Origin of the sequence: Rhodococcus sp. ARC_M12, from assembly GCF_022810385.1 — a bacterium.
GTDB classification, from domain to species: Bacteria; Actinomycetota; Actinomycetes; order Mycobacteriales; family Mycobacteriaceae; genus Rhodococcoides; species Rhodococcoides navarretei.
The window spans coordinates 1-11,427 of the sequence record NZ_JALGQI010000029.1 but is presented as its reverse complement, the minus strand read 5'-3'; the positions used below and the strand labels follow the sequence as shown (position 1 = coordinate 11,427).

Genomic DNA, 11,427 nt, shown 5'->3' with positions numbered 1-11,427 from the left:
CCGATGCCTCAAACGCGCCATCGCCCGCGAAATCTACGGCCTACTCAAGCCGCCCCAGACCACTTGACAAACATAGGAGCATCGTTCGGTGGCCTTTTGGGCGGTCAATGGCACATCGAGTGGACTTGGAGGGGCGTCAGGCGATCGATTGGCCGTAGACGTGTGTCACCGCGATGGTCACCAGCACTCGTCGGTCGGCGACCATGACTGCTCGGTATTCGTTCCAATCCGGGTGTTCCCCTGCCGCCGCGCGGAAGTAGTCCACCAGGGCATCGACTTCGGGGCTCTCGGGTGACGATCCCGGGCCGGTGAGAGTGACGGTTCCTTCCGCCGTCGCCCATGCTGTGCCGTCGGCGCTGGTCACTTCGAGCGCGGCGCGAGGATCTCGGCGTAGGTTCGTCGTTTTCGCTCGTCCTTCGGTGACCGAGATCGTGATGGTGCCGGCTGCCCGGTCGTAGAACGGCGTCACCGGGGATAGCTGCGGAAGTCCGCTGGATTTGATGGTGGCCAGCACTCCGATTCGGCTCCGCTCGAGAAGGTCGTGTGGATCGTAGGTACTTCCGGTCATGGAGTCCCCTTCGGTCGTCGAAACAAGCGTGCACGAACTTCAGAAGAGAACGCGGTCGACGACGCGATTGTTCCGTTCCGGCCTCACGACTGTCTGTCGTCGAAAAGCTCCGCCGCGTAGGCCCCGATTGCTCGACGGTATCTCCCCAGCGCCGGGTCTGCGGCATGCAGTGCGTTCCGCAGAGCCTGTGCACCGTCGCTCTTGTCCCAGAGTGCGAGTGCCACGAATGCATCTCGCGCAGAGCAGTATTCGGTGGAGAACTCGAACTCCTCCAGCAGTCGCAGCGCGTCGTCCTGTCGACCGACGTTGCGGAGCGAACTCGCCAGTTGGATCCGAGCCTGGTTCTCCCTGTCGGTATCGAGCCCGTGGGACAACGATGCCTCGTACAGCGGGACGGCCGCGGATTCTTCGCCCAAGAAGTCCTCCAGGGAAGCCCGTTCGAACAATGCACGTGCTTCAGAACATTGTGCAGCGGAAAGCAACTGATCGATCTGAATCCGCATACGAACGGGATCTGCGTCATCCGCATCGCGCCAGAATTCGGCCATTCGATCTTCCCAACTCAGCATGAATCGATCGTCCACGATGCTGCGGTCTGCCGCCACCGCTGTAACTCTCGGCATGTGCAGTGTCTTTGCGACACGAGAGACTTAGTTCGGAGAATCGACGAAGCCGACGTCCCGACGTAGCGATCACACTCGACAGCTATCGAGCTGCTATGAATTCGACTCGATTGCCCACACCGTCGCGGGTATGGAACCGTCGACGACCCGGTATCTCCTGAGGGTCGGCCCAACTCACTGGGTAGCCAGCCGACGTCAACGCTGCAGCGGTTGCATCGATGTCGACAACGAAGGCCGGGTGCGCCTTAGTGCGGGACGAAAGTCGTCCTCGATGCCGACATGCACCTCACCATCGGGACCGTCGACTCCCGGTACGCGAAACCAACAGCCCCCGCGGACGGCCAACGGCGGAGGCTTCGGGATCTCCTCCCAGCCCAAGGCACCCGAATAGAACTCACGCTCGCGGTCGTCGCCGCCCGCCGGACATGCGACCTGCACGTGGTGAATCATCGAACGAACGTACTGCCGACTCGATTGACACGTCGATGAACGGTAGGCAAACGTATGGGTATGCAACTGAGATTTCTGGCCGGCGTCTCGACGGCCTTCGCAGTCAAGCTCCTGGTCATGCGAGCGCTGACACTCAAGCTGCAGCGAGACATCGAGGCACTCAACAACGGCGACTACCGCCCGCTACTGTCGTCCTTCCACCGAAACGCAGTGCTGAAGTTCGCCGATGGAGACAGCCGTTGGTCGGGCACACACCGCGGCCGCGCGGCCATCGAAAACTTCTTCCAGGACTTCGTTGCCGCCGGAATCAAAGGCCAGATCACCGAACTTTACAGTGGCGGTGCACCGTGGCGCATGACCCTGCTCGTCCGCTTCGACGACCAAGCCCACGCAGCCGACGGCACCGAGATCTACAGCAACCGCACCGTGCTGCTGGTCCGCACGAGCTGGGGGAAAATCATCTCGCAGGAAGACTTCTTCGAGGACACCACTCGCATCGACGCATTCGAGAAGAAACTACGTCAACTCTAGATCCGCCTGCGCGGCGTGACACTGCGCGATCCGCCGGTACTCGATGTGACATTTGGTGGCCTTTTCGGGGGTCAATGTCACATCGAGTGGACTCCGGGGTCGGATGGGGCGGGGCGGCGATAGGTCACCTGGGGGTAATTGTCGGCATTCGTCACGCAGGCGTGCACGTTGTATACCGTGCGCACCAGGTGTTCGGTGATTACTTCGCTCGGGGTTCCCGACGCCACGATGGCACCGTTGTTCAGGACGATGATCCGGTCGCAGAACATGGCGGCGAGGTTGAGGTCGTGGAGGGCGATGTAACTGCTCAGCGGTAGGCCTGCGACGAGGGTGAGGATGTCGAGTTGATGCTGGATGTCCAGGTGATTGGTCGGCTCGTCGAGCAGTAGTTCGGTGGGTTGTTGGGCAAGGGCTCGGGCGATCTGGACTCGTTGGCGTTCGCCGCCGGAGAGGGTGTGCCAGCGTCGGGTGGCTTTCGACGCCATGGCGGTGTCGGCGAGCGCCTGCGCGATGGCGGCGTCGTCGTCGGATGCGTCGCCGCCGAGGATCCCGTGATGTGGGATGCGACCGAGGCGAACGACGTCGCGGACGCTGATGTCGACGTCGGTGTCGGAGTGTTGATCGACCATCGCTACACGTCTGGCAACGCGGCGTCGACGCAACGTGCGGAGATTGTCTCCGTCGAGCAGTACGTCGCCGCTGTCGGGGGCGACGATGCCGGCGAGGATGCGCAGTAGCGAGGATTTACCAGACCCGTTGGGTCCGATCAAGCCGATGGTCTCGCCGGGTTCCGGCTCGAAGCTGATTCCGTCGAGAATCGGGTGTCCGCCGCGGGTCCATCGAATGTGGTTGGCGTGCAGTGTCATCGGGACCTCCTGAGCCGGAACAGAATGAGAGCGAAAGCCGGCACTCCGATGAGTGCCGTGACCACTCCGACGGGAATTTCTTGCGGTGCGAACACCGTTCGAGCGATGGTGTCGACCCAGACCATGAAGATCGCGCCGATCATCACCGTGGTGGGAAGCAGTCTTCGATGACGCGCCCCCACGAGAAAGCGGGCGGCATGCGGAAGCACGAGTCCGACGAATCCGATGGCGCCGGCGGCACTGACGAGGGCGGCCGTGATCAATGCGGTGATGACCAGCAACAGGATTCGCACCCACTTCACGGGAACGCCCAGAGATGCGGCCGCGTCGTGACCGAAGGTGAACGCATCGAGAGCCGAGGTGTTGAACAGGCACACCACGATTCCCAGCAGCGCCACCGCGCCGCACAGGGCAACGTCCGTCCAGTCGGCACCGCTCAGGGAGCCGAGCAGCCAGAACAGCACTCCCCTGGTCTGTTCGGCATCCGCCGAGGAGATGACGATGAACGACGTCAGAGCCGAGAACAGTTGCGTACCAGCAACACCAGCGAGTACGACGCGGTCGTTGCCGCCACCCGCACCAGCGGCGAGCAGCATCACCAAGACGAACGACAACAGTGCTCCGGCGAACGCTCCGGTGGACAGCGACAGCGCTCCGCCGCCGACGCCGAGCACGGCGACGACGACGGCACCGGTGGATGCGCCGGACGAGATACCCAATACGAACGGGTCGGCCAACGGATTACGCAACAGCGACTGCATGATGGCTCCGCACAGGGCCAGGCCTGCGCCGCAGATGGCGGCGAGCAGAGTTCGGGGCAGCCGCAGCTGCCAGACGATCCCGTCCTCGATGCGGCTCACTTCGGCCGTGCCGATCCCGATGTGCGCCAGTATCACTCGATACACATCGGACACCGACACGCTGGCCGGGCCGATCGTCACTGCGACGCCGATCGAGAGCACCAACACCACGACGCCGCCGAGCAGGAGCGGGATCAGCAATCCGCGATCGGTTCGGCTCATGGGGTGGTCAGGCCCCAATTCTGCAGAGCGGCAGCAACTTTCTCGACCCCGTCGATCGTCCGGATCGAGGGGTTGAGGTCGGCACCGTTGACGACGATGTACCGCTCGTCCTCGACGGCGGTGAGCCGACTCGTCACGGGATTCGACTCCAGGAAGGCGATCTTGCTGTCGAGAGCATCACCGGCGATGCTCCGTCGGCTCAGATCGGCGAGCACGAGCGCGGTGGGATTGCGATCGAGCACACTCTCCCAATTGACCTGTGGCCATTCGTCGGTGGTGTCGGCGTAGATGTTCTGGGCACCGACGGATCCGGTGATGATGCCCGACGATCCACAGCATCCGGCCATGTACGGGGTGTCGGTATCGGCGAACCAGTACGCCAGTGTCACACCCGATGCGTCGACGGCTCCTGATGCCCTCGCGAAGCGATCCTGCAGCTCGCCGACGAAGCGTTCGCCGCGATCCCGCACGTCGAAGATGGCGGCGAGGTCGCGAATCTCCTGGTAGACGGTCTCGATTTCGAGCGGTGATGTACGCGCGCCGTCGGAGTTGACGCTGTCGTCGGTCTTGCCGTTGCAGTCGGTGGGAGAGAGATAGCTCGGCACACCGAGCTGCTCGAACTGATCCCTGTCAGCGACGCCTCCCGAACCGAGGGTGCCGCCGAACGACGCGGAAACGAAGTCGGGCTCGGCGTCCAACACCACCTCCAGGGAGGGCTTGTTGTCCGCCAACCTGGGGACCTTCGCGTTCTCCGATTCGAGGTTCGCGCGGACGGGATCGGTCCAGGTGGCGGTGCCGACCATCCGGTCGGCGAGGCCGAGTGAGAGAAGGATTTCCGTCGAACCCTGATTCAACGAGACCGCACGTTGCGGTGGGGCGTCGACGACGACGTCGCGGCCGCAATTGGCGATGGTCAGCGGGTAGTTTCCGGTGGTCGGGGTGGCTGCGGCGGTTGTCGCAGTGGACGAGCAACCGGCGAGAACGAGGATCGAGACAGCGCCTAGAACGGCGAGAGTGGTGCGCATGGTCAGAGCTTCCTGCTGAGGGCTCGTGTCGCGGAGCCGCGGATGGAGGTGAATCACGACGTCCGAGCATTCGGACTTCGAGCTCTCGCTCGTCACCGTTGCGCGCCAGCTCCGGAATTGCACCGGATTCCCTCGTTCGTCGCGTGCTGACCTTATCGTGCGGGGTACCTCGGCGGTCAGTGCGGCGCTGTCATCGGCTCCTTTGCATAGCTGCGGGGAAAGGTCCTGCGTGCCAACACGACTACGGCCAGCGCTGCGGCCACCAGTGCCGTTGCAGCAGCGGTGACGGCCACGATGCCGCTGAGGTCGATCACCACACCGCCCACCAGAGCGCCCGTCGCGATCGCCAACTGGAAGGCAACGACGTAGATCGCCGACGCCTTGTCCGCATCGGACGGGGCCGCTCTGACCACTGCCGATTGGATACACACCGGGAGGGTGGTGAATGCCAGCCCCCACAACGCGATGGCACCGACGGCGAACACGGCCCAGCTTCCCGGCACTCCGCTCAGGGTGCACCAGAGAACTGCCACCGCAGCGGTCACTGCGCCCAGAGCGGCGATGGTCGAGTGCCGGGGCCACCGGTCGTAGGTTCGGCCGATCACCCAGATGCCGATCACCCCGAACAATCCGTACAGCATCAACATCAGAGTCAGTGTGGTGCCGGCCGATCCGATGGCACGGTCGACGATCACCGAGAAGTAGGTGTACGCCGCGAAATGACCGAGGACGGCCAGGAACGTCACGCCACACAGAATGGCCAGAGAGCCGTCGAGCACCCGCGGTGTCTTATTCGTCGCCGAATCCGCCCGGCTGAAAGGTAGGGCCGGGAGGACGAAGTACAACGCCACTGCAATGGCTGCGGCCACGATACCGAGAATTGTTGCTGCCGTTCGCCATCCGAGCCACTGGCCCATCGCGGCGGTGAGTGGATTGCCGGCGACCAATGCCAGCGAGGTACCGGCATACACCGTGGCGATGGCCTTGCCCTGCTTGCCGGGTAATGCGAGCGATGCCGCGACGGGCGCGACGACGGCCCAGAAGACTCCGTGCGTTGCCGCGCAGAGCATTCGGGAGATCACCAGCATCGGATAACCGACGGATACTGCGGAGAGAAGTTGCGAGAGTGCCAGTGCGGCAACGGTGATGACGACCACGCGCCGTCGGGGCCACTCGCGGACGAACCGGATCAACGGCATCGTCATCACCGCGACGCCGTACGCGTAGAAGGTCAGCAGGAGACCGACCGCCGATTCGCCCACACCGAGGTCCTGGGAAATTTCGGGGAGCAACCCCACGGGCAGCGTTTCCGCCGTGACGTAGATGAACGCGGCTGCGGCGAGCACCAGCAGCTTCGGAAGCGGCGAAGACATGTTGTGTATCGTTACACACACGTCGTGCGACGCGCTACAGTGGGTCGGTGAACACTCGGGTGACCATGGCCGACGTCGCGGCGTCCGCCGGCGTGTCCACCATGAGCGTCTCCTACACCTACAACCGACCGAGCCGGGTCTCGGCTGCCACTCGGGAACGTGTGCGCGAGGCGGCGGCCACCCTGGGATATGCCGGTCCCAACCGCACCGCGCGCTCGCTGCGCAGTGGCCGGCACAACAGCATCGGCGTCGTCCTCGGCGAGAAACTCACGTACGCCTTCGAGGATCCCCAGGCGCGACGCTTTCTGTCCGGCATCGCCGACGCCTGCCTCGACGCGGACACCGCGCTGGTGATGTTGCCGAACCTGCACCGCGACAAGGACATCGCGCGAATCCGAGACGCACAGGTCGACGGGTATGTCGTGTGGACCACCGAGATCGACGACCCCCTGCTCGACGTCCTCGTCGAGACCGGCCGCCCGACGTGCATCCAAGGTGGACCCGACCACCCCGGGTTGAACTGGATCGCGATCGACGACAGAGCAGCCGCCGGCACCGTCGCCATCGCCGCGTTGAACGGCCGTTCTCGTCCAGCAGTCATCGCTCTCAGACCCGATACCCGACGCGAATCGACCGTCGTGCGTGGCGCGGACGCGTCGGACATATCGATGCCGGTGACCCGATCCCGACTAGAGGGCTACCGAGACGCATGTCTGCAATCCGGGATCGACTGGTCGACGGTCCCTACCCTGTTCACCACCGACAACACCCGAGCCGAAGGTGAACGCGCAGCGCGACTACTGTTGCACGACAACGCTATCGACGCACTGTTGGTGATGAGCGACGAACTTGCACTCGGGACACTCGACGCGGCGGCGGCATCCGGAATCGACGTTCCCGCGCGACTGGCCGTCACCGGGTGGGACGACTCCCCCGCCGCTGCCGCCGCCGGTCTGACCACCGTTGCGCAGTCGCTGTTCGACCAAGGTCGGTCGGCGGCGCGGTGGGTGCTCGGGCTCAGCGACGGCGTGGAGAACGCGATCTGGCGGGTCGAAGAGCGGACATCGACCGCATGCGAAACTGCACCCAAATCGAGGACAGTGTGATGTAATAGATCTTAAAAAAGGGGATGTTCCCTGTTTATAGCGCTGAAGCAAACTCTTCGGCTAGTATCACTCTTGGCTATCCGGCCATGAGGGGGAACAGTGAGTCGAGAGCACGACGCGCCGCCCCATCATGTCGCCGCAGTGTCCGGAACCGCTGCCGTGTCCGGTACAGCGGCTCAACGCGACGCGCTGACCGGCTTGCCGAACCGCGCCGAGATCCTCGCCCTCATCGCCGCCGAGATCGACGGACGCACTCCGGACCGCCAGTTCAGCGTCCTGCTGGTCGACATCGACGGATTCCGAGCATTCAACGACGCCCTCGGACCCGCCCAGGGCGATGAACTGCTGTGCATGATCGCCGACCGGCTCCTCGCCTCCACCCGCCCCGGCGACACCATCGGCCGACTCACCGGCGACGAGTTCGTCGTCATCGCACGGGGATGCCACTCCATTGCCGCACGCGCCCTGGCTGCCGGTTTCGCGAGCGTCTTCGAGCCCCCATTCGAACTCGGTATTCGGCAACTCATCCTCACGGCCAGCGTCGGAGTCGCGTCGAGCACCGACGCCGACATCAACGCCACCCAACTTCTCCACAACGCCGCTGCAGCCATGCATGCCGCCAAAGCCGTCGGGCGCAACGAACACCACGTGTTCACCGACGAGCTGCACCACACCAACCGCACCCGACTCGAACTCATCGAACGATTGCGCGGCACCGCCATGGTCGAGCGCGAACTGACGATGGTCTACCAGCCCATCGTCGAACTCACGACAGGATCGGTCGTCGGGGCCGAAGCACTCATCCGATGGAACCACCCCCAGCTCGGCCTGCTGATGCCCGACACCTTCATCCCTCTCGCCGAGGACGCGGACCTCATCGTGCCGCTGAGCATGTGGATTCTCGCCGAAGTCGCGCACACGATCGCCGACTGGCAGAGCCGAAACATCCACCTCCAAGTCGGCGTCAACATCAGCCCGGCCCACTTCGCCACCGGATCCCTCGCCACCGACGTCATCGGCATCGTCGACACCTACGGCATCGAACGCGGACGGCTCGCACTCGAACTGTCGGAATCACGAACACTCCACGATCTCGACGCAGTCCACTATCAACTCCGCGACGTCCGACGCCGGGGCGTCCTCATCGCCATCGACGACTTCGGCTCCGGTTTCTCCTCCCTCGAACGACTCGCCACCCTCCCCGTCGACACCCTCAAGATCGACAAATCCCTCACCCAACACCTCGACAGCGACAACCTGCACCGACGTCGCGCCATGACGACACTCTGCACCGCCCTCGTCGAGGTCACGACCACGCTCGGCAAGGACACCGTCATCGAGGGAATCGAGACCCCCGAACAACTGCAGATCTGTACCGACATGGGCGTAACCTTCGGCCAAGGACACCTGCTCGGACGCCCTATGCCCGTGGCGGCACTCGAACAGTTCATCACCCGCCACAGCACCCACAGCGAATCCGCATGACCCGAGGAACGAACGTGAAGATCGACAACGAAGTCCAACGCTTCACCGACGCACCCCGAGCCCAACTCTCCACCATCAACCCCGACGGCACACCGCACCTGGTACCTATCGTGTTCGCCGTCGCCCCCACCGGTGACCGCATCTACACCGCCATCGACTGGAAACCCAAGACGACACGAAAACTGCAGCGACTCGACAACATCCGCGCCGACCCCGCCGTCAGCCTCATCGTCGACCACTACACCGACGACTGGTCCCAACTCTGGTGGATCCGCGCCGACGGAAATGCCCGCATCGTCGAAACCTCCAGCGACGAAGGCACATCGGCCACGGAAGCCCTGGTCACGAAATACAGCCAATACAAAAACAACAGACCCGAGGGACCGGTCATCATCATCGACAAACTGTCCTGGCGATCGTGGTCGGCTTCCTGACCCACCTCTCGTTGACCACTCAATGTGACCTTCAGTGACCTTTTCGACCGTCAATGGCACATCGAGTGGACTGCGGGCGGGTGAAAGTGCACTGAAATTCGTTGGCGCATCGAATGCACTGTTGACACACTGCTGACCATGCTCGACGCTCCTCCCGATCGGATTGTCACCGACCGCCTTGTCATTCGTCGCGAATCGGCCGACGATGCCACTGCCATTGCCGATGCGATCGACCGCAATCTCGTTCGCCTTCTGCCGTGGATGGGGTGGGCGACCGAAGAAGCCGCCCGTCCTTCGGCCCAACTGGCTCGCCTCACCGAAGCCGCTGAGCAGTGGGATGCCCGGGAAATGTTCGACTACGGGATTTTCGACCTGGATGACGGCTCGTTTCTGGGCAAGATCGGTATGCATCGCAGAATCGGCCCGCACGGAGTCGAATTGGGCTACTGGCTCGACGCCCAGGCCGAGGGACGTGGTGTGATCAGCGAGGCCGTCGCTGCGCTCATCCGGGAGGCCTTGCAGATGGACGGAATCACCGAAGTCGAAATTCATTGCGACGCAGCAAATCTCAGAAGTCAGGCCGTACCCAGGCGGCTTGGATTCGTTCTGGACAGGATCGAGCATCGACCGATCGCTGCTGCGGCCGAGACCGGCGAACACATGGTGTGGGTGTATCAGCCCGACCGTCGATAGGTCGTGTCCTCCCGCGATCGGGCCGTCACGTTCGGTCGCGGTCTCGCCTTGGCCTGCTCGTAGCGCGCGCGAAGGTCGGACAGGACGCGTTCCGGATCGTCCCGGATATCGCTCGGCAGATGCGTCACAACGATGAGGCCGGCGTTCTGCGCTCGTTCACGACGCTCCACCGTCGCCCTGTGCGCGGCGGGCGAGAGTTGGTATTCCAGCGAGTCGATCTCCCAATCCAATGCAACGTCATCGAGCCAATTGTCAGCGATCAACAGGAACTTTCCCCGCTCGTCGTGGACGACCACGTTGTGTTGCATCGCCGGAAGTCCGCTGCGCGCGTACAGCTTCTGGGCCTGGGCCTCGGCAACGGAATGCGCGCCGGCCGCCAACTCCCGCAGCACCCGTCGCGGCATCGCCGTCCCTCGTGTACTGCCGGCGTCGAGTTCCTTCATGATCGCTTCCACGGTGGCAGCTCCTCGCTGCACGACACTGGCAATCAGCGCCATGCACTGCTCGGTGTTCTTCATTCGCCGAATCGCGTCGCACAGACACCGAACGATCGGAGCGACGCGAAGCCCCGACTTGATCTCCGCCGTCGGCATCCGCCACGTACGCTCTACCACCGCGAAGCTCACGGACTTGCGATGCTGCGACTCCGGAATGAGTGCGAACGTCTCCTCCAACGAGACCGAAGTTCCCAATCCGTGCAGCGCCAACCCTGCCCGACCGCTGATGACCGCATCTTTCCCGCAGTAGATGGACACCGCAACGGCGCGTTCGATCGGCGTCAACGATCGGTTCTTCAAGAACACCAACCCAGGCAGTGCCCGCGACCAGATTCCCTCCGGCAGGGTGCGTCGAACAATGGTCTTCGACGCCACCCCGAGGTCGAGCAGATGCGCCGTCCTGACCAAGCCACGATCCGACGCAGCCGCGATCACCTTCGCATCGATTCGTGCCCCGCCCCGCTTCATGCACATGATGATGCGCTGTGCCACGAACAGAAATCGGACACAACGACGGGAAACAACTTGCCCTGTGGATAACTCACACCCTGTGGATGGATTCAGAACGGCCGACAGAGCCGACACACCAGTCCACTCGATGTGCCATTGACTGCCGAAAAGGCCACTGAACGATGCTCCTATGTTTGTCAAGTGGTCTGGGGCGGCTTGAGTAGGCCGTAGATTTCGCGGGCGATGGCGCGTTTGAGGCATCGGGTGATCTCGCGTGGGGTCTTGCCTTCTGTCAGTCGCCGGT

13 protein-coding genes and 1 riboswitch are annotated in these 11,427 nt (G+C 63.5%); of the genes, 5 read left to right on the top strand and 8 right to left on the bottom strand.

Annotation, left to right across the window (positions count from 1 at the left end):
* Nucleotides 1-136: 136 nt before the first annotated feature.
* The 3 genes from MTX35_RS24945 to MTX35_RS24935 form a co-directional block, all read right to left on the bottom strand.
* On the bottom strand, nucleotides 137-568 hold the full coding sequence (locus MTX35_RS24945; protein WP_243597442.1) for a PPOX class F420-dependent oxidoreductase: 432 nt from the start codon (nucleotides 566-568) through the stop codon (nucleotides 137-139).
* Nucleotides 569-651: 83 nt separating this feature from the next.
* The gene (locus MTX35_RS24940) at nucleotides 652-1,191 is read right to left on the bottom strand and encodes a tetratricopeptide repeat protein (protein ID WP_243597441.1); all 540 of its coding nucleotides are present in this window, start codon (nucleotides 1,189-1,191) and stop codon (nucleotides 652-654) included.
* 195 nt (nucleotides 1,192-1,386) lie between these two features.
* Nucleotides 1,387-1,641, bottom strand: coding sequence for a hypothetical protein (locus tag MTX35_RS24935; RefSeq protein WP_243597440.1), 255 nt, complete (start codon nucleotides 1,639-1,641; stop codon nucleotides 1,387-1,389).
* A 60-nt stretch (nucleotides 1,642-1,701) separates the two neighbouring features.
* On the opposite strand from MTX35_RS24935, the gene MTX35_RS24930 reads away from it, so the two are divergent.
* Complete coding sequence (locus MTX35_RS24930) at nucleotides 1,702-2,172, top strand: nuclear transport factor 2 family protein (RefSeq protein WP_243597439.1); 471 nt, start codon at nucleotides 1,702-1,704, stop codon at nucleotides 2,170-2,172.
* Nucleotides 2,173-2,249: 77 nt separating this feature from the next.
* On the opposite strand, the gene MTX35_RS24925 is transcribed toward MTX35_RS24930, so the two are convergent.
* From MTX35_RS24925 to MTX35_RS24910, 4 genes are all read right to left on the bottom strand, one after another.
* Nucleotides 2,250-3,038: an ABC transporter ATP-binding protein gene (locus tag MTX35_RS24925; RefSeq protein ID WP_243597438.1), complete on the bottom strand. Its 789-nt coding sequence runs from the start codon at nucleotides 3,036-3,038 to the stop codon at nucleotides 2,250-2,252.
* On the bottom strand, nucleotides 3,035-4,060 hold the full coding sequence (locus tag MTX35_RS24920; protein WP_243597437.1) for an iron ABC transporter permease: 1,026 nt from the start codon (nucleotides 4,058-4,060) through the stop codon (nucleotides 3,035-3,037). Before MTX35_RS24920 ends, MTX35_RS24925 begins: the two co-directional genes overlap by 4 nt.
* A complete protein-coding gene (locus MTX35_RS24915) occupies nucleotides 4,057-5,085 on the bottom strand; it encodes an ABC transporter substrate-binding protein (RefSeq protein ID WP_243597443.1) in 1,029 nt (342 codons plus the stop codon). The genes MTX35_RS24920 and MTX35_RS24915 overlap by 4 nt, the downstream gene beginning before the upstream one ends.
* A gap of 66 nt (nucleotides 5,086-5,151) precedes the next feature.
* Nucleotides 5,152-5,216, bottom strand: a riboswitch (cobalamin riboswitch).
* Nucleotides 5,217-5,261: 45 nt separating this feature from the next.
* On the bottom strand, nucleotides 5,262-6,458 hold the full coding sequence (locus tag MTX35_RS24910; protein ID WP_243597436.1) for an MFS transporter: 1,197 nt from the start codon (nucleotides 6,456-6,458) through the stop codon (nucleotides 5,262-5,264).
* 47 nt (nucleotides 6,459-6,505) lie between these two features.
* Between MTX35_RS24910 and MTX35_RS24905 the strand changes: the two genes are divergently transcribed.
* The 4 genes from MTX35_RS24905 to MTX35_RS24890 all read left to right on the top strand — a co-directional run bounded on the left by MTX35_RS24905 (nucleotide 6,506) and on the right by MTX35_RS24890 (nucleotide 10,176).
* The gene (locus MTX35_RS24905) at nucleotides 6,506-7,564 is read left to right on the top strand and encodes a substrate-binding domain-containing protein (protein ID WP_243597435.1); all 1,059 of its coding nucleotides are present in this window, start codon (nucleotides 6,506-6,508) and stop codon (nucleotides 7,562-7,564) included.
* Nucleotides 7,565-7,663: 99 nt separating this feature from the next.
* On the top strand, nucleotides 7,664-9,049 hold the full coding sequence (locus MTX35_RS26165; protein WP_243597434.1) for a bifunctional diguanylate cyclase/phosphodiesterase: 1,386 nt from the start codon (nucleotides 7,664-7,666) through the stop codon (nucleotides 9,047-9,049).
* A gap of 14 nt (nucleotides 9,050-9,063) precedes the next feature.
* The gene (locus MTX35_RS24895) at nucleotides 9,064-9,483 is read left to right on the top strand and encodes a TIGR03668 family PPOX class F420-dependent oxidoreductase (RefSeq protein WP_243597433.1); all 420 of its coding nucleotides are present in this window, start codon (nucleotides 9,064-9,066) and stop codon (nucleotides 9,481-9,483) included.
* A 138-nt stretch (nucleotides 9,484-9,621) separates the two neighbouring features.
* Nucleotides 9,622-10,176, top strand: a complete 555-nt coding sequence (locus MTX35_RS24890; protein WP_243597432.1) for a GNAT family N-acetyltransferase — start codon at nucleotides 9,622-9,624, stop codon at nucleotides 10,174-10,176.
* On the opposite strand, the gene MTX35_RS24885 is transcribed toward MTX35_RS24890, so the two are convergent.
* Complete coding sequence (locus MTX35_RS24885) at nucleotides 10,158-11,141, bottom strand: hypothetical protein (RefSeq protein WP_243597431.1); 984 nt, start codon at nucleotides 11,139-11,141, stop codon at nucleotides 10,158-10,160. The two genes, MTX35_RS24890 and MTX35_RS24885, sit on opposite strands and share 19 nt — an antisense overlap.
* Nucleotides 11,142-11,427 lie beyond the last annotated feature (286 nt).

Excerpts from the sequence above, each read along its gene's own strand:
- MTX35_RS24945 (WP_243597442.1), bottom strand. The coding sequence starts at position 568 with ATGACCGGAAGTACCTACGATCCACACGACCTTCTCGAGCGGAGCCGA.
- MTX35_RS24885 (WP_243597431.1), bottom strand. The coding sequence starts at position 11,141 with ATGAAGCGGGGCGGGGCACGAATCGATGCGAAGGTGATCGCGGCTGCG.
- MTX35_RS24910 (WP_243597436.1), bottom strand. The coding sequence starts at position 6,458 with ATGTCTTCGCCGCTTCCGAAGCTGCTGGTGCTCGCCGCAGCCGCGTTC.
- MTX35_RS24915 (WP_243597443.1), bottom strand. The coding sequence starts at position 5,085 with ATGCGCACCACTCTCGCCGTTCTAGGCGCTGTCTCGATCCTCGTTCTC.
- MTX35_RS24940 (WP_243597441.1), bottom strand. The coding sequence starts at position 1,191 with ATGCCGAGAGTTACAGCGGTGGCGGCAGACCGCAGCATCGTGGACGAT.
- MTX35_RS24935 (WP_243597440.1), bottom strand. The coding sequence starts at position 1,641 with ATGATTCACCACGTGCAGGTCGCATGTCCGGCGGGCGGCGACGACCGC.
- MTX35_RS24930 (WP_243597439.1), top strand. The coding sequence starts at position 1,702 with ATGCAACTGAGATTTCTGGCCGGCGTCTCGACGGCCTTCGCAGTCAAG.
- MTX35_RS24925 (WP_243597438.1), bottom strand. The coding sequence starts at position 3,038 with ATGACACTGCACGCCAACCACATTCGATGGACCCGCGGCGGACACCCG.
- MTX35_RS24920 (WP_243597437.1), bottom strand. The coding sequence starts at position 4,060 with ATGAGCCGAACCGATCGCGGATTGCTGATCCCGCTCCTGCTCGGCGGC.
- MTX35_RS24890 (WP_243597432.1), top strand. The coding sequence starts at position 9,622 with ATGCTCGACGCTCCTCCCGATCGGATTGTCACCGACCGCCTTGTCATT.